20 protein-coding genes are annotated in these 24,376 nt (G+C 69.5%); 16 read left to right on the top strand and 4 right to left on the bottom strand.

Going from position 1 to position 24,376, the window contains the following annotated elements; translation table 11 throughout:
- The first annotated feature begins 64 nt into the window (after window positions 1-64).
- From IE267_RS20640 to glxA, 4 genes are all read left to right on the top strand, one after another.
- On the top strand, window positions 65-409 hold the full coding sequence (locus IE267_RS20640; protein WP_161245371.1) for a DUF3817 domain-containing protein: 345 nt from the start codon (window positions 65-67) through the stop codon (window positions 407-409).
- On the top strand, window positions 406-702 hold the full coding sequence (locus IE267_RS20635) for an MTH1187 family thiamine-binding protein (RefSeq protein ID WP_100577478.1): 297 nt from the start codon (window positions 406-408) through the stop codon (window positions 700-702). Before IE267_RS20640 ends, IE267_RS20635 begins: the two co-directional genes overlap by 4 nt.
- Window positions 703-982: 280 nt before the next feature.
- Window positions 983-2,749 carry a glycosyltransferase family 2 protein gene (locus IE267_RS20630; protein ID WP_167156862.1) on the top strand — a complete coding sequence of 589 codons (1,767 nt, stop codon included), beginning with the start codon at window positions 983-985 and terminating at the stop codon, window positions 2,747-2,749.
- A 3-nt stretch (window positions 2,750-2,752) separates the two neighbouring features.
- Entirely contained in the window at window positions 2,753-4,708 is a 1,956-nt protein-coding gene (gene glxA, locus IE267_RS20625) for a radical copper oxidase GlxA (RefSeq protein ID WP_189764203.1), read from the top strand.
- Between the two features lie 36 nt (window positions 4,709-4,744).
- Here the strand turns inward: glxA and IE267_RS20620 are convergent, their stop codons facing one another.
- Entirely contained in the window at window positions 4,745-5,755 is a 1,011-nt protein-coding gene (locus IE267_RS20620; RefSeq protein WP_167156858.1) for a glycoside hydrolase family 6 protein, read from the bottom strand.
- A gap of 192 nt (window positions 5,756-5,947) precedes the next feature.
- Here IE267_RS20620 and IE267_RS20615 point away from each other — a divergent pair, with 192 nt between their 5' ends.
- The 3 genes from IE267_RS20615 (at window position 5,948) to icmA (ending at window position 8,883) form a co-directional block, all read left to right on the top strand.
- The gene (locus tag IE267_RS20615; protein ID WP_167156856.1) at window positions 5,948-6,454 is read left to right on the top strand and encodes a MarR family winged helix-turn-helix transcriptional regulator; all 507 of its coding nucleotides are present in this window, start codon (window positions 5,948-5,950) and stop codon (window positions 6,452-6,454) included.
- A 294-nt stretch (window positions 6,455-6,748) separates the two neighbouring features.
- Window positions 6,749-7,087 carry a DUF3817 domain-containing protein gene (locus tag IE267_RS20610; RefSeq protein WP_161247343.1) on the top strand — a complete coding sequence of 113 codons (339 nt, stop codon included), beginning with the start codon at window positions 6,749-6,751 and terminating at the stop codon, window positions 7,085-7,087.
- 95 nt (window positions 7,088-7,182) lie between these two features.
- The gene (icmA, locus tag IE267_RS20605; RefSeq protein ID WP_167156854.1) at window positions 7,183-8,883 is read left to right on the top strand and encodes a coenzyme B12-dependent isobutyryl-CoA mutase large subunit; all 1,701 of its coding nucleotides are present in this window, start codon (window positions 7,183-7,185) and stop codon (window positions 8,881-8,883) included.
- 464 nt (window positions 8,884-9,347) lie between these two features.
- Here icmA and IE267_RS20600 read toward each other — a convergent pair whose 3' ends face one another.
- On the bottom strand, window positions 9,348-10,769 hold the full coding sequence (locus tag IE267_RS20600; RefSeq protein WP_189764202.1) for a sensor histidine kinase: 1,422 nt from the start codon (window positions 10,767-10,769) through the stop codon (window positions 9,348-9,350).
- Complete coding sequence (locus IE267_RS20595; protein WP_161253074.1) at window positions 10,766-11,461, bottom strand: response regulator transcription factor; 696 nt, start codon at window positions 11,459-11,461, stop codon at window positions 10,766-10,768. Before IE267_RS20595 ends, IE267_RS20600 begins: the two co-directional genes overlap by 4 nt.
- 63 nt (window positions 11,462-11,524) lie before the next feature.
- On the opposite strand from IE267_RS20595, the gene IE267_RS20590 reads away from it, so the two are divergent.
- Window positions 11,525-12,670, top strand: a complete 1,146-nt coding sequence (locus IE267_RS20590; protein WP_189764201.1) for a UDP-N-acetylglucosamine--N-acetylmuramyl-(pentapeptide) pyrophosphoryl-undecaprenol N-acetylglucosamine transferase — start codon at window positions 11,525-11,527, stop codon at window positions 12,668-12,670.
- 11 nt (window positions 12,671-12,681) lie between these two features.
- A complete protein-coding gene (locus IE267_RS20585) occupies window positions 12,682-13,680 on the top strand; it encodes an SDR family NAD(P)-dependent oxidoreductase (RefSeq protein WP_189764239.1) in 999 nt (332 codons plus the stop codon).
- An 82-nt stretch (window positions 13,681-13,762) separates the two neighbouring features.
- Here the strand turns inward: IE267_RS20585 and IE267_RS20580 are convergent, their stop codons facing one another.
- Window positions 13,763-14,398 carry a TetR/AcrR family transcriptional regulator gene (locus IE267_RS20580; RefSeq protein WP_161253068.1) on the bottom strand — a complete coding sequence of 212 codons (636 nt, stop codon included), beginning with the start codon at window positions 14,396-14,398 and terminating at the stop codon, window positions 13,763-13,765.
- Window positions 14,399-14,695: 297 nt separating this feature from the next.
- On the opposite strand from IE267_RS20580, the gene IE267_RS20575 reads away from it, so the two are divergent.
- The 7 genes from IE267_RS20575 (at window position 14,696) to IE267_RS20545 (ending at window position 24,339) form a co-directional block, all read left to right on the top strand.
- On the top strand, window positions 14,696-15,667 hold the full coding sequence (locus tag IE267_RS20575; protein WP_161253065.1) for a tetratricopeptide repeat protein: 972 nt from the start codon (window positions 14,696-14,698) through the stop codon (window positions 15,665-15,667).
- 644 nt (window positions 15,668-16,311) lie between these two features.
- On the top strand, window positions 16,312-16,992 hold the full coding sequence (locus IE267_RS20570; RefSeq protein ID WP_189764200.1) for a DUF6230 family protein: 681 nt from the start codon (window positions 16,312-16,314) through the stop codon (window positions 16,990-16,992).
- Between the two features lie 99 nt (window positions 16,993-17,091).
- Window positions 17,092-17,619 carry a DUF6114 domain-containing protein gene (locus tag IE267_RS20565; RefSeq protein WP_161253058.1) on the top strand — a complete coding sequence of 176 codons (528 nt, stop codon included), beginning with the start codon at window positions 17,092-17,094 and terminating at the stop codon, window positions 17,617-17,619.
- Entirely contained in the window at window positions 17,609-18,982 is a 1,374-nt protein-coding gene (locus IE267_RS20560) for a hypothetical protein (RefSeq protein WP_189764199.1), read from the top strand. Before IE267_RS20565 ends, IE267_RS20560 begins: the two co-directional genes overlap by 11 nt.
- A 197-nt stretch (window positions 18,983-19,179) precedes the next feature.
- Entirely contained in the window at window positions 19,180-19,539 is a 360-nt protein-coding gene (locus IE267_RS20555; protein ID WP_189764198.1) for a hypothetical protein, read from the top strand.
- The gene (locus tag IE267_RS20550; RefSeq protein WP_189764197.1) at window positions 19,536-23,843 is read left to right on the top strand and encodes a DUF6531 domain-containing protein; all 4,308 of its coding nucleotides are present in this window, start codon (window positions 19,536-19,538) and stop codon (window positions 23,841-23,843) included. The genes IE267_RS20555 and IE267_RS20550 overlap by 4 nt, the downstream gene beginning before the upstream one ends.
- Before the next feature lies 1 nt (window position 23,844).
- Window positions 23,845-24,339 (top strand): hypothetical protein, encoded by a 495-nt coding sequence (locus IE267_RS20545; protein WP_189764196.1) that lies wholly within the window; start codon window positions 23,845-23,847, stop codon window positions 24,337-24,339.
- Window positions 24,340-24,376: the final 37 nt, after the last annotated feature.

The following is a 24,376-nucleotide window of genomic DNA, read 5'->3' as shown; positions in this document are numbered from 1 at the left end:
TGCCGACGGATCGCCGCCAGACGACCGCCGCCGCCCGCCCCTCCCAGCGAAGGTGCCCCCGCCCGTGGACATCAAGACAGCCTCCGCCCTGCATCGACTCCGACTGGTCTCGCTCCCCGAGGCCATCTCGTTCCCGATCCTGCTGGTCTGCTCCGTGCTCAAGCGCACCACCTCGTTCGACGGGGTCATGGTGATGGGCATGGTCCACGGCATCCTGTTCACGCTGTACGTGCTGTTCTGGCTGGACGCCTGGAACCGCACCAAGTGGTCGGCGAAGACCGGCGCGCTCTACTTCGTGCTCGCGGTGCTGCCCTTCGGCGGCTTCTTCGCCGAGCGCAAGATCCGGCGCGAGCTGGACGACGCCGTGATCGCGACCCGTGCTCGCAAGGAAGGCGTGGTCAACGCATGATCGTCGCCTTCTCGGTCAGCCCGCTCGGCGTCGGCGAGGACGTGGGGGAGTACGTCGCGGAAGCGGTCCGCGTGGTGCGCGAGTCCGGCCTGCCCAACCGTACGGACGCCATGTTCACCTCCATCGAGGGCGAGTGGGACGAGGTGATGGACGTCGTGAAGCGGGCCGTCGCCGCCGTCGAGGCCCGCTCGAACCGGGTCTCCCTCGTGCTCAAGGCGGACATCCGCCCCGGTGTCACGGACGGTCTGACGTCCAAGGTGGAGACGGTGGAGCGGCATCTGGCCGCCGAGTAGCACCCACCCCGGGACCACCCCTTCGGGAACCCCGTCACGAGAGCCCCCGGCCGCCCAGGCCGGGGGCTCTCGTGCGTCCGCCGGGCGGGGCCGGGCGGGCGGCCCCGGGCGCGTCCCGGGGGAGGCCCGTTCCGGCGGTTCGTCATGCCCGCACGCGAAAAAGGCGCCCCATCGAGAACCGCTCACTCGGAGTACTCCAGTCGACACGCCGGGCTTTCTCCACTTTTGTGGGGTTATCAACCCAGTTCAAACCCTGCTCGACGATCCGCTGGAGGGCACCGTGCGCCCGGAGGGCTACGACTACGACACCCACAGCCGGCTAGCCGGACCGCTCACCGATCCGGGCCCCTCGCCCTACCGGGTGCAGTACCGGAGCCTCCTCTCCCAGGAGCCGCACCGCATACGCGCCGTCCTCCTGATGACCCTGGCGCCGATACTCACCGGCCTGCTGCTCGTCTATCTCGTCTGGCCCAGCCACTGGGTCGAGCGCGAGGGCGGCGACCGCTGGCTGGTCGGCCTCGACATCGCGATGCTGGTCTCGATCGGCCTCATCGAGCTCTTCATGGTCGCCAACGTCGCCTCCGTCGCCCACGCCACGCTGGTCGCCCGCGACCCCGTTCCGGTCACCCCCGAAGAGGGCACCCGGGTCGCCTTCCTCACCACGTACGTGCCGGGCAAGGAACCCATATCCATGGTGCGGAACACCCTGGAGGCGGCCGTCCGGCTCACCCACCCCGGGAAGCTCGACATCTGGCTCCTGGACGAGGGCGACGACGAGCAGGCCCGGGCGCTCTGCGCCGAGCTGGGCGTACGCCACTTCACCCGCAAGGGCGTCCCCGAGTGGAACCGCAAGAAGGGCGTCCACAAGGCGCGCACCAAGCACGGCAACTACAACGCCTGGATCGCGATGCACGGCGGCGGCTACGACTTCTTCGCCTCCGTCGACACCGACCACGCCCCGCTCCCCAACTTCCTCGAACGGATGATGGGTTACTTCCGTGACCCGGACGTCGCCTTCGTCGTCGGGCCGCAGGTGTACGGCAACTACGACTCGCCCGTCACCAAGGCGGCCGAATCCCAGCAGTTCCTCTTCCACGCGCTGATCCAGCGGGCCGGCAACCGCTACCGGGCGCCCATGTTCGTCGGCACCAACAACGTGGTGCGGATCTCGGCGCTGCGGCAGATCGGCGGCCTGTACGACTCGATCACCGAGGACATGGCCACCGGCTTCGAACTGCATCGGCACAAGAACCCGAAGACCGGCCGCCACTGGCGCTCCGTGTACACCCCGGACGTGCTGGCCGTCGGCGAGGGCCCGGCTTCCTGGACCGACTTCTTCACCCAGCAGATGCGCTGGTCGCGCGGCACCTACGAGACGCTGTTCAAGCAGTACTGGAAGGCGCCGTTCACCATGCCGCCCGGCCGGCTGCTCTCGTACACCCTGATGCTCGTGTACTACCCCATGACGGCCGTCAACTGGCTTCTGGGAATCGTCAGTTGTGTCCTGTTCCTGTGGTTCGGCGCCTCCGGCACCGAGGTCAGCGCATCGGTCTGGCTGATGCTCTACAGCGACGCGGCCGCACTCCAGATCGGCCTGTACCTGTGGAACCGGCGGCACAACGTCTCGCCGCACGAACCCGAGGGCTCGGGCGGTCTCGCCGGGATGGGCATGTCGGCGCTCTCGGCGCCCATCTACCTCAAGTCGCTCGGCTCGGCCGTGCTGCGCACCCGCGGCCGGTTCGTGGTCACCCCCAAGGGCGGCCAGACCAGCCCCGACCGGCTGTGGACGTTCCGCATCCACCTGTTCTGGGCGGCCGTGCTCGCCGGCTCGCTGGTCGCCTCCGTGCACTACCGGCACACCCACGCCGCGATGCGCACCTGGGCCGTGCTCGCGCTGTGCATCGCGCTGGCCCCGGCCGCGATCTGGGCCTGGACCACGCTGCGCGAACGCGCCACGGCCCGCGGTGCGGCCAAGCTCGCCGACCGCAAGCCCACGACCACGGGCGAGGCGGAACCCGCCATCGCCACGACGACAGGAGGGAACTGAGTCATGGCATACCGGCCCTCGAAGCGGACGAAGAAGACCCTGTTCGGCGGCGGCGCCGTCGTGGTCCTCGCGGGGCTCAACGCACCCGCCGCGCTCTCCTTCGCCACCGAGCAGTACCACGCGTACGAGATCGCGCAGCCCGAGTACATGGCGAAGTTCGGCGCCTGGCAGGACGTCGACATCCCCAAGGAGTACCGCACCAACGCCATCCACACGGCCCTGCTGCACACCGGCAAGGTGCTGATCATCGCGGGCTCCGGCAACAAGCAGGACCACTTCGACGCGGGCACCTTCGACACCGTCCTGTGGAACCCGAAGGACAACTCCTTCAAGAAGATCCCCACCCCCGAGGACTTCTTCTGCGGCGGCCACGCCCAACTCCCCAACGGCAACCTGCTGGTGGCCGGCGGCACGGCCCGCTACGAGGTCCTGGACGGCGAGGTGAAGCGGGCCGGCGGCGGCATGCGGGTCAAGAACGAGGACCCGAACAAGGACGTCACCGTCAAGAAGGGGACCAAGTTCCGCTCCCCGTCGGGCGTGGAGTACGTCTCCAGGTTCGACGTCACGGTGCCGCGCGCCAAGCGCGAGTTCGAGATCTCGTACTACGCCACCGGGCAGATGAAGCCCTGGAAGACCAAGACCACCGCCGCCGAGGCGCGCGTCTTCGTCGAAGCCGTCGCGCCGGGCCCCCAGTCGGTCGCCACCGACCAGGCCCAGTACGAGGTCGAGGGCCTGACCGGCAAGGACGCCGACAACGTGTACGGGCTCGCCGAGAAGATAACCCTGGACAAGCAGGACTACCAGGGGATCAGGGCGGCGTACGAGTTCGACCCCAAGGCCGAGAAGTACGTCCCGGTGGCCCCCATGAAGGAGGCCCGCTGGTACCCGACGCTCACCACGCTCCAGGACGGCAAGGTGCTCGCCGTCTCCGGGCTCGACGACGTGGGCGCCATCCTCCAGGGCGACAACGAGATCTACGACCCGAAGACCAAGAAGTGGTCCAAGGGCCCCACCCGCTACTTCCCGACCTATCCCTCCCTGTTCCTGACCAAGGGCGGCAAGCTCTTCTACTCCGGCGCCAACTCCGGTTACGGGCCCGCCAACAAGGGCCGCGAGCCGGGCGTGTGGGACGTCGAGAAGAACACCTTCACCAGGATCGGCGGCCTGAACGCCACCGACCAGCTGGAGACGGCCAGTTCACTCCTGCTGCCGCCCGCCCAGGACCAGCGCTTCATGCTGCTCGGCGGCGGCGGGGTCGGCGAGTCCGAGAAGGCCACCCCGCGCACCGCCGTGGTGGACCTGAAGCAGAACAGCCCCGCCTTCCAGGCCGGCCCCGAACTCCCGCAGGGCACGCGGTACTTGAACAGTGTGCTGATGCCGGACGACTCCGTCTTCACCAGCGGCGGTTCGTCCGACTACCGCGGCCGGGGCGGCTCCAACATCCTCAAGGCCCAGTTCTACGACCCCAAGGCGAACGCCTTCCGCGAGGCGGCCGACCCCACGATCGGCCGCAACTACCACTCCGAGGCGCTGCTGCTGCCCGACGGCCGGGTCGCCACCTTCGGCTCCGACTCGCTCTTCGGCGACAAGAACAACACCAAGCTCGGCAAGTTCGAGCAGCGCATGGAGGTCTACACCCCGCCCTACCTCTACCGGGACAAGGACAAGCGTCCCGTGCTCGGCGACGGCCCCGAAGCCGCGGCCGCCGACGGGAAGGCCACGTTCAAGACCGACCACCCCGAGCGCGTCGTCAAGGCCCGGCTGATGCGGCCGAGCGCGGTCACGCACACCACGGACGTGGAGCAGCGCTCGATCGAGCTGGGTCTGACCAAGGACAAGAACTCGGTCACGATCGCCGTCCCGAAGGACCACGCACTCGTCCCGCCCGGCTGGTACATGGTCTTCGCGTCCGACCAGGAGGGCACACCGTCCGAGGCGAAGTGGCTCCGGGTGGACTGACCCCGGCCGGGCCGACCAGGGCCGGACCGGCTCCGGTCAGTACCGCGCGCGCTTGGCGAGCCCGAGCGCGTAGTCCGGCCACCAGGTGCCGGCGGACGGGCCCCCGCGGCAGGGCCCGTCCGAGTCGCCGGGCCGCTTGATCCACAGGAACGCGTCGACGAGCGGGTCCCCCGTGCTGACCGAGGGCGGCGCCCCGAGCGAGCGGCCCGGGGGATTGCACCAGGCCTGGTCCCGGTCGTCGCGCAGGGGCCCGTCGCCGTTGCGGCTGGTGTCCATGACGAAGTGCTTGCCGTCCAGGCCCTGGGACACCTTCGCGCCGTACGCCCGGACGCTCTCGTCGGTCTGGAAGTTGGACACGTTCAGCGCGAACCCGTCCGCCTTGTCGACCCCGGCCCGCCGCAGCGGCTCGACGAGACTGCCGGGATCGGGAATCCACGACGGGTTGCCCGCATCCAGGTAGACCTTGGTGCGGGGAAGCTTCTTGAGGTGCTCGACGGCCTCGTTCAGCAGCTGATAGCGCTCGGCGTGATGGTCGACAGTCGTGCACCCGTCGACCATGTGGGCGACCGCGTCGGGCTCCAGGACCACGACGGCCGGGGCGTCCCCGATGGCGTCCGCGAACGTCCCGTACCAGGCGCGGTAGCCGTCGACGTCGCTCGCGCCGCCCGCCGAGTACTTGCCGCAGTCGCGGTGGGGGATGTTGTACGCCACGAACAGCGCGGTCCGCCGGTTCTTGGCGGCGCCCTCGACCGCCTTGCGGATGCGGGGCCGCGGGTCGGCACCGGACGGCCACACGGCCACCGGCCGGTCGGCGATCCGCCGCAGCACCTGGGCGTCCGCGGTACGGCCCTGCCCCTGCCAGAGCCTGATCTGCCGGACGGCGTCGCTCTCCGGGTCGACCCAGAACGGGGAGCCGGGCGCGGGCGCGGGGGCGGCCTCGGCCTGAGCACGGCCCTGGGCCACGGAGGCCTCGTCCGGGCCGGCACCGGACGAACAGCCGGTGGCGGCGAGCAGAGCGGCGGCGACGAGGATTCGGTACCGGGACATCCGGCCCCCTTAGAGGGGTCGCGAGGGCGTGCACGGGACCGGGCAATAGTGACATAACGGTCACCCTGCGTGGGGGAGCGCCATGCCGGGCGGTACGGGCCACGGGCGCGGGCCGACTCCGCGCGCACCGGGTGGGGTACCGAACTGCGAGACGGGGCTGACCGGCATGTGACCTGTGGGTAAGGTCAACGGGTGCCCAAGCCGCTCAGCCTTCCCTTCGATCCCATCGCCCGAGCCGACGAACTCTGGCAGCAGCGCTGGGGCCCCGTGCCCGCGATGGGGGCGATCACCTCGATCATGCGGGCGCACCAGATCCTGCTGGCCGAGGTCGACGCGGTGGTCAAGCCGTACGGCCTGACGTTCGCGCGGTACGAGGCGCTGGTGCTGCTCACCTTCTCCAAGGCGGGCGAGCTGCCGATGTCCAAGATCGGCGAGCGTCTGATGGTCCACCCGACCTCGGTCACGAACACGGTCGACCGCCTCGTGAAGTCGGGCCTCGTGGACAAGCGCCCCAACCCGAACGACGGCCGCGGCACGCTGGCGTCCATCACGGACAAGGGCCGCGAGGTCGTGGAGCAGGCCACGCGCGATCTGATGGCGATGGAGTTCGGTCTCGGCGCGTACGACGCTGAGGAGTGCGGGGAGATCTTCGCGATCCTGCGCCCTCTGCGGGTGGCGGCCCGAGACTTCGAGGAGTAGCCCCTCAGGGGCCCGCCCCACCCACGGGGCTCCGCGCCCCGCACCCTGTTCGCGGGGCTTCGCCCTCAAAACCCGTTCTCGTCTGCGGACCGTGCGTGGCCGGTCGCGCAGTTCCCCGCGCCCCTAACTCCTCGATGCCGGACCGAATTGAGGCATTTCAGCCCGTCCGGCGATTGAAGACGAGCGCCCTTGAGGCGCGGACCGGGTCTGGGGCGGGGCCCCAGGGGTTGGTGCCGGGCGCGCGGGTGGCACCCGGGGGAAGATCGCCCCGCATGTCCCGTTACGCTCGACCGCATGAAAAAGAGCGTACTGACCCGCTACCGGGTGATGGCGTACGTCACCGGCGTACTGCTGGTCCTGCTGACCCTGGGCGTGATCGCCAAGTACATCCTGGACATGAACGGCGCCGCGGACTTCACGAAGGTCGTCGGCATCGCCCACGGCTGGCTGTACGTGATCTACCTCGTCTTCGCCTTCGACCTGGGCTCCAAGGCCAAGTGGCCGGTCGGCAAGCAGCTCTGGGTGCTGATCGCCGGCACGATCCCCACCGCCGCCTTCTTCGTCGAGCGCAAGGTCTCCAAGGAGCTGGAGTCCAAGGTCGCGGACGGCGCCCCGGCCCCCGCCCGGGCCTGATCCGGCCGCACCGGGACCGCACCCCCACCGCCGCGCGAGCAATCCGCGGCGGTCTCCCATCGACATTTACTAGGACGTCCAAGTAAATTCGAACCATGGACGCTGACGCGATCGAAGAAGGCCGCCGCCGCTGGCAGGCCCGTTACGACAAGGCCCGCAAGCGCGACGCGGACTTCACCACGCTCTCCGGAGACCCCGTCGACCCGGCATACGGGCCCCGGCCCGGCGACACCTACGACGGGTTCGAGCGCATCGGCTGGCCGGGGGAGTACCCCTTCACGCGCGGGCTGTACCCGACTGGCTACCGCGGTCGCACCTGGACGATCCGGCAGTTCGCCGGGTTCGGGAACGCCGAGCAGACCAACGAGCGCTACAAGATGATCCTGGCGGCCGGCGGCGGCGGCCTGAGCGTCGCCTTCGACATGCCGACGCTCATGGGCCGCGACTCGGACGACCCCCGCTCGCTCGGCGAGGTCGGCCACTGCGGCGTCGCCATCGACTCGGCCGCCGACATGGAGGTCCTGTTCCAGGACATCCCGCTCGGCGACGTCACCACGTCCATGACCATCAGCGGCCCGGCCGTCCCCGTGTTCTGCATGTACCTGGTCGCCGCCGAGCGGCAGGGCGTCGACCCGGGCGTGCTCAACGGCACGCTCCAGACCGACATCTTCAAGGAGTACATCGCGCAGAAGGAGTGGCTCTTCCAGCCCGAGCCCCATCTGCGTCTCATCGGCGACCTCATGGAGCACTGCGCGCAGGGCATCCCCGCGTACAAGCCGCTCTCCGTCTCCGGCTATCACATCCGCGAGGCCGGGGCGACGGCCGCGCAGGAGCTGGCGTACACCCTCGCCGACGGATTCGGCTACGTGGAGCTGGGCCTCAGCCGGGGCCTTGACGTGGACGTCTTCGCGCCCGGCCTGTCCTTCTTCTTCGACGCGCACGTCGACTTCTTCGAGGAGATCGCCAAGTTCCGTGCCGCGCGCCGGATCTGGGCCCGCTGGATGAAGGAGGAGTACGGGGCGCGGTCGGACAAGGCGCAGTGGCTGCGCTTCCACACCCAGACCGCCGGGGTGTCGCTGACCGCGCAGCAGCCGTACAACAACGTCGTGCGCACCGCGGTCGAGGCGCTCGCCGCCGTCCTCGGCGGCACGAACTCGCTGCACACCAACGCGCTCGACGAGACGCTCGCGCTGCCGAGCGAGCAGGCGGCGGAGATCGCGCTGCGCACCCAGCAGGTGCTGATGGAGGAGACCGGCGTCGCCAACGTCGCCGACCCGCTCGGCGGGTCCTGGTACATCGAGCAGCTCACCGACCGCATCGAGGCGGACGCGGAGAAGATCTTCGACCAGATCCGGGAGCGCGGCACCCGGGCGCACCCCGACGGTCAGCACCCGATCGGCCCGATCACCTCGGGCATCCTGCGCGGCATCGAGGACGGCTGGTTCACCGGGGAGATCGCCGAGTCGGCGTTCCGCTACCAGCAGTCCCTGGAGAAGGGCGACAAGCGGGTGGTGGGCGTCAACTGCCACCACGGCTCGGTGACGGGCGACCTGGAGATCCTGCGGGTCAGCCACGAGGTGGAGCGCGAGCAGGTGCGGGCCCTGGCCGACCGCAAGTCCCACCGCGACGACCCGGCCGTCCGGGCGGCCCTGGACGCGATGCTGGCCGCGGCGCGGGACGGCTCGAACATGATCGCGCCCATGCTGGACGCGGTACGGGCCGAGGCGACGCTGGGCGAGATCTGCGGGGTGCTCCGCGAGGAGTGGGGCACGTACACGGAGCCGCCCGGCTTCTGACCTCCTCCTCGAACCCCGAACCGTTCGCACGGTTGCCTTTGCCCCCCGGGGCTTCCCCCCCACCCCTTCCCGCTGTGACACTCTGCGGCTCCGCCGCGTGGCCTCCGGGGGTGGGGGGATTCGGCTGCGGACCGTGCGCGGTTGGTCGCGCAGTTCCCCGCGCCCCTGGCGGGACCGGTTCTGGGGCACCTACAGCCCGTCCGGCGTTTGAGGACGAGCGCCGTTCAGGCGCGAAGGGGGGTGCAGGGGGCGGAGCCCCCGCAGGGGTCTGGGGCGCAGCCCCAGGGAGCCGGAACCGACCAACCCCGAGTCACGGGCGGGCGGGTGGGCAAACCCCCCGGGGTCTGGGGCGCAGCCCCAGGGGGACCGGAACCAACCAACCCCGAGTCACGGGCGGGCGGGTGGGCAAACCCCCCGGGGTCTGGGGCGGAGCCCCAGGGGGACCGGAACCAACCAACCCCGGCTCACGGGCGGGCTGGTGGGCGAACCCCCCGGGGTTGGCCGGACGCACCCGGCAGGCCAAGCCGGAACTCCGCCCCGCCGCCGAAAGCCTGATGGGCCGTCAGCTCCGCCCCGTGCGCACGGGCGATCTGCCGGGCCATCGCGAGGCCGAGGCCCGAGCCGGGCAGGGCTCGCGCCTGTTCCGCGCGGTAGAAGCGGTCGAAGACGTGCGGGAGATCGGCCTCCGCGATGCCGGGGCCGTGGTCCCGTACCGTCAACTCGCCCGAGGAGAGGGTGACTTCGACGGGCGCCCCGGGCGGGCTGAACTTCGCCGCGTTGTCCAGGAGGTTGGAGATCAGCCGGGCGAGCCGGGCCGGTACGCCCGGCAGGGTCACCGAGGCGTCGGCGAGGTCCAGGCGGAACGGCGTCGCCGGCCAGTGCGCCCGAGCCGTGTCCACGGTGTGCGCGAGCAGCGGAGCGAGCCGGACCTCCTCAAGGAGCGGCGTCGGCTCCTCGTCCCGCGCCAGGTCGATGAGGTCGTTGACCAGCACCGACACCTCCCGGATCTGGCGGCCGAGCGCCGCCGAGGCGCGATCGCGCTGGGCGTCCGTCAACCGGTCGGCCCGTGCGAGCAGTTCCGCGTTCGTCCGCAGAGCCGTCAGCGGCGTACGCAGCTCGTGGGACGCGTCCGCGACGAGGCGCCGCTGGGCCGTGACCGACTGCTCCAGCTCACCCAGCATCGTGTTGAAGGACGCCGCGAGCCGCGTCACCTCGTCCTCCTTGTCCGGCGGCCCCGGCGGCAGCTCGATGCGGTGGCTCGGGTCGCGGGTGGTCGCGATGCGCTCGGCCGTCGCGGTGAGCCGGGCCACGGGGGCGAGCCCGGTGCGCGAGACCCAGTACCCGAGCGCGGCGGCGAGCAGCACCCCCGCCGTCCCGACCCCGCTGAGCAGCCCCGCCGCCTGGCCCACGCCCTTGCGCACGCCGTCCGAACGCAGCGCCACCTGAAGGGACTTGGCCCCACCGAAGCGCTGTGTGAGCATCCGGGCGGGCTCTCCGCCGGGCAGCGTGATGTTGGTGTAGTACGCGTTGCGTGCGTCCGAAGCGACCTGGCGCACGGGCGGGCTCACCGGCAGCAGGTACGGCTTCGAGGGATCCTTCGCCGGGTCGGCGGGGACCACCTGGGCGCAGGCGGGGGCGGACAGGAAGCGGCACTCACCGGCCAGCACCCCGGGCGCCGCGCCCCGGTTCTGCTGGATGGCCAGCGTCGCCGACTGCGTCAGGTTCAGGTCGAGCTGGTGGTAGAGCTCGTAGCGGATCACGAAGAACGCGGCCGTGCACACGCCGACCGCCACCAGCGCCACCGCCGCGGACGCGGCCAGGGCGAGCCGGGTGCGCAGCGGGCGGTGCCGGCGCCAGCGGGCCCCGAGGCGGCGCCGGGCGCTCACGAGGCGTCCAGTCGGTAGCCCACGCCGTGCACGGTGTGGACCAGGCGCGACTCGCCCGCCGCCTCCAGCTTGCGCCGTAGGTAACCCACGTACACCGCGAGGGAGTTGGAGTCTGGCCCGAAGTCACGGCCCCATACCAGCTCGTGGATCAGCTCCCTCGGCAGCACCTGTCCGGGGTTGCGCATCAGCAGTTCGAGCAGCGCGAACTCGGTGCGGGTGAAGTCGATCGGGCGCTCGCCCCGCCGGGCGGTGTGCGCGACCGGGTCGAGCACGAGATCCGCGTAGCGCAGTTCCTGCGGCTCGGCCGGATCGGGGGCGGCGCGGCGCAGCAACGCCCTCACCCTGGCGATGAGTTCGTCCAGAGCGAAGGGCTTGACCAGATAGTCGTCCGCGCCCGCCTCCAGGCCGTCCACGCGCTCGCTCACCGAGTCGAGGGCGGTCAGGACCAGCACCGGTGTGCGGTCGCCCATGGCCCGCAGCTGGCGGCACACCCCGAGCCCGTCGAGCACCGGCATCATCACGTCCAGGACGATCGCGTCCGGCCGCCAGGCGGCCACCTCGGACAGCGCCGCGAGCCCGTCCGGGGCGCCGTGGACCTCGTACCCCTCCACCGCGAGACCGTCCTCGACGGCCGCCCGTACCTCCGGCTCGTCGTCGACGACGAGAATTCTGACCGCGCGCGTGGTGCTCATGGGCAAAGCCTGCCAAACAGCGCTCTTAGAACCCTCTTAAGCCGCCCCGTGAACCTCGGTGCCATGCGCACACCATTGTCAGTAGTGATCGGGGCGGGCGGCACCGGCGGGCACATCTACCCCGGGCTCGCGCTCGCCGAGGCGCTGCGGCGGGCCGTCCCCGACGCGGTGATCTCCTTCGTCGGCACGACCCGGGGCCTGGAGGGCGAGCTGATACCCCGCGCCGGGTACCGGCTGCACACCGTCGACATGATCCCCTTCGACCCCTCGCTCGGCGCCAAGCGGTATCTGCTGCCCGCCGCACTGCTGAGGTCGGGCGCGCAGTGCCGGGCCATCCTCAAGGCGCAGGGCGCCCAGGTCGCCGTCGGCATGGGCGGCTATCCGAGCGCGCCCGTCATCGTCGGCGCCAAGATGGCCGGGCTGCCCAGCCTCATCCACGAGTCCAACGCGGTGCCGGGCCGCGCCAACCAGTTCGCGGCCCGGCTCACCCCCAACATCGCGGTCGCCTTCGACCGCAGCCGCGCCCACCTCTCGGGCGGCCAGGACGCCCTCACCACCGGTATGCCCATCGCCGCCTCGCTCGCCGCGCTGGACCGCCCGGCGCTGCGCGCCGAGGCCCGGCGGGCGCTCGGTGTGCCGCCCGGGGCGCGGCTCGTCCTCGTCAACGGGGGCAGCCTGGGTGCGGCCCGGCTCACCGCGGCGGCCGTCGGCCTGGCCGAGCGGTGGCGCGACCGGCGCGACGTCCATCTCCTCATCAAGACCGGACCGGCCCAACTGGCCGACACCGAACGTCAGTTGTCGGGACTTCCGGGTGCGCGGGCCGTGCCCTACCTAGACCGGATGGACCTCGCGTACGCCGCCGCCGACCTCGTCGTGTGCCGCGCGGGGTCCGCGACCGTCGCCGAACTCGCCGCGACCGGCGTGCCCGCCGTCCTCGTGCCCTATCCGCACGCGCCCGGCGACCACCAGACCCACAACGCGCGGGTCCTGTCCGACGCGGGCGCGGGCCTGCTCGTGCCGGACGCCGAGACCACCGCGTTCCGCCTGGCCGGACTCGTCGAGCCGCTCCTGGCCGACCCGGCCCGGCTCGCCGCGATGAGCGGCGCCGCCGACCCCGGCAACCACGCCCGCGCCGCCGATCTGCTGGCCGCCCGGGTCCTCGAACTCGCCTCCTGCCCCACCTCGTACACCAGGGAGTACGCAGCATGAGCACCGTCGGCATGAACACCGCCACCGCATGGCAGAACCGGACCGTCCTCGTCACCGGCGCCGAGGGCTTCATCGGCTCGACCCTCGTCGACCTCCTGGTCGAACTCGGCGCGAACGTGCGGGCGTTCGTCCACTACAAGCCGTACGCCGAGAAGGGCTTCCTGGCCCATCTGATGAACCACCCCTCGGTGGAGATGATCGCCGGGGACGTCCGCGACGCGGGCCGGGTCTCGGACGCGGTCGCCGGCTGCGACACCGTCTTCCACCTCGCCGCCCTCATCGGCATCCCGTACAGCTACGACTCCCCGGGTGCCTACGTCCAGACGAACGTGGTCGGCACCGAGAACGTCGCCGAGGCCTGCCGCCGCCACGCGGTCCGCCGTCTCGTCCACACCTCCACCAGCGAGGTGTACGGCACCGCCCTGACCGCGCCGATCAGCGAGGAGCACCCGCTCCAGCCGCAGTCGCCGTACTCCGCCTCGAAGATCGGCGCCGACATGATGGCGCTCTCGCACTGGCACGCCTTCGAGCTCCCGGTCACCGTCGTGCGCCCCTTCAACACCTATGGCCCGCGCCAGTCGGCCCGTGCCGTGATTCCCACGATCCTGGCCCAACTGCACGCCGGCGTACGGGAGATCAAGCTGGGCTCGCTGACCCCCACGCGCGACTTCACGTACGTCACCGACACCGCGCGGGGCTTCCTCGCGGTCGCCGAGTGCGACCGGGCGCTCGGGCAGGCGGTGAACCTCGGCACGGGCCGCGAGATCGCGATCGGCGACCTGGCCGAGGCTCTGGTCGCCGCCTCCGGCCGCGAGGCCTCCGTCGTGGTCGACCCGGCCCGCCTGCGCCCGTCGGGCAGCGAGGTGGAGCGGCTTCTCTCGGACAACACCCGGGCCCGCGAGTGGGCGGGCTGGACCCCGGAAGTCACCCTGGAGGAAGGCCTGAAGCGGACCTCGGCGTGGGTGGAGGAGAACCTGTCGCTGTTCGCGCCGAACCGCTACCAGGTCTGAGCCCGCGGCACGAGAACCGGCGGTCCGCGCGAGCGCCACGGTCCGGCCGCACCGGGCCACGCTCCGGTACTCCGATACGGGGTCAGGCCGTCGCGGCCAGACCCGTGCAGATCAGCAGGGTGAAGTCGCGGGCCCACGCCTCGTCCACCGGTTCCGCGCTGACCAGCGCCCGGTGGACGACCGCGCCGGCCACCACGTCGAAGATCAGGTCGGTGTGGCGGGCGGAGGCCGTCGGGTCGGGCTCGTAGGGGAGTTCGCCCCGGGCCTGCGCGCGTTCGCGGCCGACCAGAACCAGTCGCTTCTGGCGGTCGACGATGGCCGAACGGATGCGCCCGCGCAGCGCGTCGTCCCGGGTGGATTCGGCCACCACCGCCATCAGCGCGGTCTTCGTCTCGGGGCGTTCGAGCAGCGCCGCGAACTGGAGGACGACGCCCTCCACGTCGGCCATCAGGCTTCCCAGGTCCGGGAGTTCGAGCTCGTCGAAGAGGACCGCGACCGCGTCCACGACGAGCTCGTTCTTGCCGGCCCAGCGTCGGTAGAGCGTCGTCTTGGCGACACCCGCCCGCGTTGCCACGTCCCCCATCGTCAGCTTCGACCAGCCCAGGTCCACCAGCGCCTCCCGGGTCGCCAGCAGGATCGCGGCATCGGCCTCGGGGCTGCGGGGCCGGCCCGTACGACCCGTACAGGACGAGCTCGCGGCGCGGGATGAGGAAGGCATGACGGCGACCATACCGGCCGGTAGCAATCGCGCCAGAGGGTGTGCGGTGTGCGCGAGATCACCCTGCGCGCGGGGCCGCGCACCAGTTACGCTACGGCTCGTAGCGAAAGCCTTGAGCGGCCTTCCGCGACAACCACATGTGAGGGCGCCGGGGTGGGGACCCAGGTGCCACAAGAAGAGTAGGCGCGGCCCGATCCGGGCCCCTCGGTGTCTCGCAATCCGGCGGGAGACGGCGGGTGGACCCGGATCCTGCCACCGGATCACCACGCACCGTCGCGGAAGGGGGAGGATGTACGCATGCAGCCTAGGAACATGTCCATGAGCGGCGTCGTCGACCTCGCCGCGGTGAAGGCGGCCGGTGAGGCCAAGAGCAAGGCGGAGCAGGCGCGAGCCGAGGCCGCCCGACAGGGCGGGGTCCCGGCGGTCGCGCCGTCCGCCCTCGTCATCGATGTCGACGAGGCCTCTTTCGAGCGCGACGTACTGACCCGCTCCGCCGAGGTGCCGGTCGTCATCGACTTCTGGGCCGAGTGGTGCGAGCCCTGCAAGCAGCTGGGCCCGCTGCTCGAACGCCTCGCCGTCGAGTACAACGGCCGTTTCCTCCTTGCCAAGATCGACGTCGACGCGAACCAGATGCTGATGCAGCAGTTCGGAATCCAGGGGATTCCGGCTGTCTTCGCGGTCGTCGCCGGCCAGGCGCTGCCCCTGTTCCAGGGTGCGGCCCCGGAGGCGCAGATCCGCGAGACCCTGGACCAGTTGGTGCAGGTCGCCGAGGAGCGCTTCGGCCTGACCGGCATCGCGGTGGACCAGGACGCGGCCGCCGTCCCCGCCGCCGAGGCGCCGGCCCCGGTGGGCCCCTACGACGCGCTGCTCGAAGCGGCCGTCGTCGCCCTCGACTCGGGCGATCTGGCCGGTGCGGTCCAGGCGTACCGGAACGTACTGAGCGACGACCCGGGCAACCCGGAGGCCAAGCTCGGCCTGGCGCAGGCCGAACTGCTCCAGCGCGTCCAGTCGCTCGACCCCGTCCAGGTCCGCAAGGACGCGGCCGACAAGCCGGCCGACGTGGCGGCCCAGATCGCGGCGGCCGACCTCGATCTGGTCGGCGGTCATGTCGAGGACGCCTTCGGGCGGCTGGTCGAGACGGTCCGGCGCACGTTCGGTGACGACCGCGATGCCGCCCGGGTCCGTCTCCTGGAGCTCTTCGACGTGATCGGCGGGGACGACCCGCGCGTCTCGGCGGCCCGAACCGCGCTGGCGAGGGTGCTCTTCTGACCCACCTCCGAACGTCTTCGGATGTTCATGAACCTGTCACCGAGTGAGTCCCGAAACGCGTTCCGCGGCGGACGATTTGGCGACAGAGAGACAAGAGGCGGCCGCGTTTTACCAAAACTTGGTAAACGCGGCCGCTGTTACTTCCAGTAAGTTGAGCTGGATCTTACGTCCGCTTTTCTGCGGCGATTTCATGTTCTGTCCGGCCACTCGACGGCACCCTGCGTGCCCGGTCGATACCCGCCGGTCGCGCCTCGGTTATCAGGCCGTTACTGGCTAGTAACGAACCCCCTTGTGCGGCGGCTCCGAATGGACCACGATCGGCCACGCTCGGTCCAATAACGCACCAGCCCGACAGCCACTCGGCGCGGCCGCTGACTTGGGTCCCCACCGGGCCGGCCGGTGGCAGTGACACCGGCCGTGGACAGGGGGGTCTCTGCTCTCCGGCAGGGCCTGTCCAGAGGTTGCGCGAATGCGTGGCCAGTGGTTGTCGCTCGGGGGTGATCGCCGGTGTCGGACGAGGTGCGCGAGTCGTACGCGGTCGACCTCCCGTGCGCTCCCCTTCCCGAGGACGTAGCACTTCTCCCATCCCGTGACAGCCCTTGAGGGTCCGTCCCGGAGATGTACGTCCGAGAAGGAGGAAAGTCATGGAGTCCCAAGTACGTGGCGGGACCAGATGGAAGCGGTTCGCGCTGGTCATGGTGCCGAGCGTGGCCGCGACGGCCGCGATCGGCGTCGGCCTGGCACAGGGCGCGCTCGCGGCGTCGTTCAGTGTGTCCGGTGTCGACTTCAAGGTGACGGCTCAGCAGCTCGACGGTCGCAACCTCCTGCAGTACGGGAGCGTCGCGACCGGCAAGGACCTGAACGGCAAGGACGCGGTGCACCCCGTCGTTGTCTCCGGGTTCAGTGACGCCACCATCACCAAGATGTGCCAGTCGGTCGTCCAGCCGCTGCCGTTCGGCCTCGGCGACGTGACGATGACGCTGAAGGCTGGTCAGGGCGACCAGAAGATCGAGGCGACCAACATCTACCTCGATGTGTCGGAGCTCTCCACCGACGCCCAGTTCACCAACATCGACATCGGTGTGGCGGCGGGCGAAGGCAAGCGGGACGCGAACGGCAACGTCGTCACCAAGATCCAGCCCGGTGCGGACGGGAAGACGCCGGGCGGCAGCCCGTACGGCTTCGCGCAGCGTGCCGACCGCGCGGTGCTCTCCAACGTGCAGCAGCGTGCGTGGGCGACCACCGCGGGCTCGTTCAAGCTGCCGGGGCTCAGCCTGAGCCTGACCGGTGGCAAGCACGAGTGCGAGCCGGCGCCCAAGATCTAGGGCCCGACCGGTGGCCGGCGAGTGTCCCCCAGAGCCCGTCGGTCACCGGGACCTTCTTCTACATCTCACAGCAATTGCGGTACCAGGGAGCTGTTTTCCATGAGCGCCGAGACCACGGGTTCCCGCGACTTCCAGCACTGGCGGCTTCGGTTCCGGGCGTGGAGGGGCCGTCGGCCGTTCTGGGCCGGGCTGTTCACCATCGCCGGCGGCGTGCCCATCATGTACTTCCCGTACGCCAACATGCACCTCGGCAACGTCACGCTGGCGATGTCGACGACGGCCGGCGCGGGCTCGCTCATCATCGGCGTTCTGCTGGTCACGCTCGGCCTGACCATGTGGTTCCACAGCGTGGTGCGGACGTTCGCGGGCGTAGCGGCGATCCTGCTGGCGCTGATCTCGATCCCCATCGCCAACATCGGCGGCTTCGTCGTCGGCTTCCTGCTCTCCCTGTTCGGCGGCGCGCTCGCCTGTGCCTGGGTGCCGGCCAAGCCGCGTCGAGGGGACAAGCAGACGGAGTCGACGGACGTCACGCCCGCCGGTCCCGCGCCCGAGGGCGCGCCGGAGCCGACAACCGCCGCTACCGAAACGACAGTTGACGCCAACGGCGGGAGGAACAGTGCGGGGTGACGAGACGCAGCTGGACTCGACCGGAGGCGGCGACCCGCGGGAAAGAAAGGGGCCGCGGCACGCGGCCCCGAGGAAGTCACTGCTGACCAAGTGGCACATGCCCGCGGGCAAGGCGATGGCACTCGCCGCCATGCCCACGGCCGTGCTGGTCGGAATGAGCCTCACGCCCAAGCTCGCGATGGCCGACGACAAGACGGACATCCCCTTCGCGCCCGGCCCCTGTGTGACCCGCTCGGACAGCCCGTCGGCCTCGCCGAGCCCGTCGAGCAGCGCCTCCGGCAAGGCGTCGCCGAGCCCCTCGGCGTCGGCGGACAAGAAGGCGGACGACAAGGCGGACGACAAGGCCGCCGACTCCAAGACGCCCACGCCCACGGCCTCCGGTTCCGCCGGTGACGCGGTCGACAAGCTCCTGAAGCCCGCGACCCAGCCCTCGGGCAAGTCCTCGGACAAGCCGTCCACGGCCCAGCCGCCGGCGGGCAAGTCGGCGCCCGCGACGCCGCCGGCCGCCAAGAAGAACCCGCTGGACCCGCTGGGTCTGGGCGACGCGCTCAAGGACCTGCTCGGCATTCACGACACGCCGTCTCCCACGGCGTCGCCGAGCGCGTCGACGCCGCCCGCGTCGCCGAAGCCGTCGGCGAGCACGGCCGCACCCAAGTCCTCGGCGAAGCCGTCGACGAAGGCTGCGAAGCCGAGTACTCCCGCCGCGAAGACGGGCGACAGCGCGCTCGACAAGACGACGGAGGCCATCAAGAAGGCGGCGGACGAGGCGGGCCAGAAGGTCGGTGAACTCCCGGACGCGGCAAAGGGGTTGGACCCGAAGAAGGACGCGGCCATCCCTGATGGCGCCAAGCCCCCCTTCCCGTGCCCGACCGCCGACCCGAAGGCGCTCGCCGCGGCCAAGCAGGACAGCGGCGTACCGACGCTGCCGACCCAGCCGTGGATCCTCAAGAGCTCGCTGCTCACCCTGAGCGGCCTGAACTACGAGGGCATCGTCGAGGTCAAGGCCGGCGACACGACGAAGAAGGTCCTCAAGTTCACGGCCTCCTCCGTGGACATCAAGGACCTGGACCAGCAGGTGTACGGGCCCGACGTCAACGGCAAGCCCACCACGGCCCACGTCGTGGCGCGCTCCGGCTCGACGTCGACGATCCGCAACGGCACGGTGACGATGTACACGGAGGAGCTGAAGGGCAACCTCTTCGGCCTGATCCCGATCACCTTCAGCCCGGCCACCCCGCCCCCGCTGAACGTCCCGTTCGCCTTCTTCACCAACGCGACGGTCCGCCAGGCCGGCCAGTTCGGCGGCACCCTGACCGTCCCGGGCCTGCACAACTACGTCACGGACGGCAACCCGACGACGTAACCCCCAAGTACCCATCCGGGAGCCGCAGTTGAACCGTGGCCCGCATTCCCCTCCGGGGGGTGCGGGCCACGGTCGTGTCGTCGCTCGTGCGGCGGATGTATTGCACCCGCATAGGGATCGCTTGGACTTTTCTTTACCTCCTGCTCCTAGGGTCGTGGAGGTTCTAGTGGGCAGCGGGGAACAGCGGGGAGTGCTGAATGGGCGACGACGGCAGGGTTCTGGACATCAAGGTCGCGGATGTGAAACTCACCGCACCGGTCTTCCATGAGCAGGCCGCGAACCTGAGTACTGCCCTGACCAACCTCGTCCACGCCCTCGACGGGTTCGGCGCGCCCTGGGGTGACGATGAGCAGGGAAAAGCATTCCATGACGCCTACGCGCCCCAGCAGAAGGTCATCGAGCGGGCTGCGGGCACGCTCGTGCTCGGATTGGTCAGCATCCACGAGGCGATGGTGGACATGTCCGACGGGCACGTCGACAACGACCAGTTGATCGCAGGGATGTTCACCAAGGTCAAGAAGTCGACCGATGGCGCGGGTGGCGGCGATTCCCAGTGAGCATCGAGGACGAGGCCAAAGAGATCCTGCTCAAGTTGGGCATGTGGTGGCCGGATGCCAACTCCGGGACCTTGCGGCATGCCGCCGATGCTTGGCGCACCTTCGCCGACGCGGTGGATGACGTAAGGACGCCGGTGAACAATGCGGCCTCCTCCCTCATCCACAACAACAAGGGTGAGGCGATAGACGCGTTCGAGGTGTTCTGGGGCCGGTATGCGAAGGGCGGCAACGCGGGCTGGCTGAGTGACCTTTCCAAGTCGGCCCACAAGATGGCGGAGGCGCTCGACAAGTTCGCCGACGCCGTTGATCACGCCATCCACAAACTCTGGATCCAGATCGGGATCGATGCGGCCGTTATCGCCGGCGGCGTCGCGGTGGCGTTCCTCACCGCAGGCCTGGCATCGGGGGCGGCGGTGGCCGCCGCCGACGCCATCATCGAACTCGGGGGTACCTTGGGCGTCGCGGTCTCCGCCACCGTCGCGGAGCTCGCGGCAGGGACCTTGATCGCGGCCGCCTTCGGAGGAATCGAATCGGTCACCGTCGATCTTGCGGTCGCCCAGCCCCTGAAGATCGCGACCGGCCAGCAAAAGGGGCTGAGCCTCGACGAGATCAACGAGGCGGCCAAAGACGGCATGATCTATGGCGGGGCATTCGGTGCGGGTAGCGGTGTTCTGAAGGCCGGCGCCGAGGGCGCCTTCAGCAGTCAGAGCCCCTTCATGCTGCGTCCCCCCTCTCTCCGCCCCGACCTTGTGGAACTGGGACCGGCTGCCCGGCAGGCCGATCGCACCCCATGCGTCGGAGAGCCGATCGACGTGGCCACCGGTGCCATGCTGATGACCCAGACCGACCTGAGTCTGCCCGGCGCCCTGCCCCTCGTCTTCACCCGCACACACCTGTCCTCTTACCGTGCGGGCACGTGCTTCGGTCCCACGTGGATATCCAGTCTGGACGAGTGCCTTCAGATCGACGGCGAGGGAGTGGTGTTCGGCGCCGCCGACGGTATGCGGTTGGTGTATCCGGTGCCCAAGGCGGGTCAGCCGGTACTGCCGGCGACGGGCGCCCGCTGGCCCCTGGAATGGGACGGCAAGCCCGACGGCTCCATGACCGTGACCGACCCGGACACCGGGGTCGTACGCAGCTTCGGCACTCCGATGCCCACCGACACCTTCGGAGTCTTCCGGCTACCGGTCGACAGTTGGCGAGACCGTAACGGCGCTCGTATCGACGTCGAGCGCTCCGAGCAGGGCATACCTGTCGGCTTGCGCCACAGCGGCGGTTACTACCTTGCTGTGGACACGCTCGGCCGCCGCATCACCGCCCTGCGCCTCTTGGACGAAGCGCCTTCCCGCTACGGGCCGGACTCGTCGGCGGATGCCGGGACGGTGGTCATGAGCTACGGCTATGACGAAGAGGGCAACCTCACCGAGGTGATCAATTCCTCGGGTAGGCCGCTGACGTTCGAGTACGACGGCCAGGGCAGGATGACCAAGTGGACGGATCGCAACGGGACATGGTTCTCGTACGTCTATGACATGCTCGGGCGCGTTGTACGCACCGACGGAGTCGGGGGCATCCTGTCAGGCTCGCTGGCATACGACGAGAGCGCCCGTACCACGACCTACACGGACTCCTTGGGCCGACGCTCGGCCCACCGCTACAACGCCGAAGGCCTGGTCGTCGAGGAGACCGACCCCTCCGGCCACAGCACACGCACCGCTTGGGACGAACGCGGCGGCAAACCGTTGGCGGTCACGGACGCGTTGGGGCGGACCACGCGATACGCCTACGACGAGGCCGGCCGCCTTGTCGAACTCGCTCTGCCTGACGGATCCGTGGCGAGGGCCACCTACAATGCGTTCGGGCAGCCGATCGAGGTCGTCGACCCGGGCGGTGCCACTTGGCGCCATACCTATGACGCCACAGGGAACCTGCTCACCACGATGGACCCGCTCGGCGCCGAAACCCGCCGCGCCTATGACGACTCCGGCCACCTGGTGGCCGTTACAGACGCCCTCGGCCACACGCGGACGGTTGTGCCGAGCGCGGCGGGGCTCCCTTTGGCCGTAACGGACGAACTTGGCCACACCACGACCGTGTGCCGTGACGCCTTCGGCCGCATCGTGCAGTCAGTCGACGTGCTGGGCCACGCGATCCGCATGCACTGGACGGTAGAAGGGAAGCCTGAATGGCGCGAATACGCTGACGGCAGCCGAGAGTCCTGGACATGGGACGGCGAGGGGAATCTCCTTACTCACACCGACGCGGCAGGCAACCTGACCCGTCACACGCCGGGTCCCTTCGACCTGCCGGTCAAGCGTACCGACCCCGACGGCACGACCCACGCATTCGGTTACGACACTGAACTTCGCCTGACCGAAGTGACCAATCCGCAGGGCCTGACCTGGTCGTACACCTATGACGAGGCGGGTCGGCTGGTTACGGAGACAGATTTCAACGGCCGCTCACTGACTTACACCCACGACGCGACGGGCGACCTCGTCTCGCGCTCGAACGGTGCGGGAGAGACGCTGCGGCTCACCCGCGACGTGATGGGGCGGGTCACCGAGCAGCAGTCGGACGCGGGTGAGGTAACGACGTATGCCTACAACGCAACCGGTGAAATCGTCCGAGCGACCAACCTCGATACGGACGTTGTTACACGGCGTGACGAGCTCGGCCGAGCACTGGCCGAATCCGTAAACGGTCGGACGACCACCTTTGTCTACGATCCGTTGGGCCGACGCGTCCGAAGGGTCACCCCTTCGGGCACGACATCAGATTTGGCGTACGACGCCACTGGGCGCCCAGAGCAACTCACTTCGGATTCCGGAACATTGAGCTTTACCTACGATGCTTCAGGCCGCGAGACCGAGCGTCGCATCGGTGGCGGCGCGGTTCTCCGCCAGACCTGGGACTCGGCCCACCGGCTCACTCTCCAGACCCTTGGCTCGGTGAGCGACGGGGCCCAGCGGCTCCTCCAGTACCGTGCGTACGCGTACCGCCCGGATGGCTACCTGACCGAGATCCGCGAGCTCACCACGGGCACTCGCAAGTTCGACCTGGACGCGATGGGGCGGGTCGCGGGCGTCCAGGCCTATGGCTGGACAGAGACCTACGTATATGACACGGCCGGCAACCTTACCCATGCGTCCGCCCCTGCTCATCCGAGTTCAGGCGACCGTGAGTTCGATCGCAACTTGATGCGCCGGGCCGGGCGTACGACGTATACCCATGACGCCCAGGGGCGTATTAACCGCAGGACCCGCAAGCTCCTCAACGGGCAGCGGAGGACCTGGACCTACACGTGGAACGTCGAGGACCGTCTCACCGGAGTGATCACCCCTGAGGGCGATCGCTGGCGGTATGTCTATGACCCGCAGGGTCGTCGCACTGCCAAATTCCGGCTGCTCGAAGACGGGTCATCGACCGACCGCACGGTCTTCGCGTGGGACGGTACCCGCCTCGCCGAACAGGTCGCCCCGGATGGCCGGGTCACTACCTGGGACTACGCACCGGGCACCCACACTGCCGTAGCCCAGACCGACCATCGTCCCTTGGTCCGCAGGGCGGGTACTTCCTTCCTGTCGACGCTGGCCGAGGACACCACGGCCGACCACACCACCCGCTTCCATGCCGTCATCACCGACACCGCCGGGACACCCACCGAACTCGTCACCGCTGATGGCGAATTGGCCTGGCAACACCGCACCACATTGTGGGGCACCCGGTTGCCCACACCCCTCGAAGCAACGGCCGCCGACTGCCCTCTCCGGTTTCCCGGCCAGTTCTTCGACCCCGAATCCGGCCTGCACTACAACCATCACCGCTACTACGATCCGGAATCAGCCCGCTACCTCAGTCAGGATCCCCTGGGTCTGGAACCCGCACCCAATCCCGCTGCCTACATCCAGAACCCCCATGTCATGGCCGATCCGTTGGGGCTGGCTCCGTGTAACCAGACCCTCTCGAACAGGACAGAGGCATTCAATGCGGCGAGAGATCGCGCGGGGATTCCAAGGAGTCAACAACCGACACGTCAATGGACGGTCGGCGACGACCCGAAGCAGCAGTACAGGGTCAGTAATTACGTGTACGACCAGAACCCGGGGGCTCACGGGATCTACTATCAATACGAAACCCCGCAGGGTACGCGTGTGATCGTCAACCATACGAGCGATCCCAACGCCCCGAACCCTCACTTCCATGCTGGACAGCCCAAGGTTGGCAGCTTCGATGTCGACATGATGGGCCAGCGGTATCAGCAGGTTGGTGAAAAACACCACTTCTACTATCCGGAGGGATAGCGTGCCGAGCGAGGAGCTTCGCCAGAAGATTCTCCTGAACAAGGAGAAGAAGGAGATGGCCCTGCTGCCGGGGCGGCTGGCCGGTCTTGAGGTGATGGGGTATGTGAGCGACGACGATGTTCCGTCTTGGGTGTCGGACTCCTTGCGCGAGTTCCGAAGTGTGGTCGTCGAGCCGCATGTTCGCATTGATGGGGATTCGGGCGGCCCGCGCCTGGACGAATGGCATCTCGGCCTGCTTCGATCGGCGCAGATCACTGAGAGATTCTTCTGTTCCACCGGTATGAGGAACTTCCCATGGGTCGATTGTCGCGTGTCGGGCGAAAATTGGATCCGTTCCATTCGGGAAGGTCTCGGTGGGGACCTTTATTTTCTCTCGCACGAAAAGAACAGCTTGGTCGTCATCTTCGAGGAGGAGTACGAGTACATCGGGTTCTCTCGCCATGCTCCGGCTTCGGGTGGTGCGCAAGTAGTGGGGCCGGGGCCAGGGTCGCGCTGAACTGGGCTCAAATCGAAAAACAGGGGGAGTGCTCTCC

Source organism: Streptomyces xanthochromogenes, from assembly GCF_014650455.1.
Taxonomy (GTDB): domain Bacteria; phylum Actinomycetota; class Actinomycetes; order Streptomycetales; family Streptomycetaceae; genus Streptomyces; species Streptomyces xanthochromogenes.
Note: the sequence above shows the minus strand (reverse complement) of the source record. Positions and strands in the feature narration are given on the sequence as shown.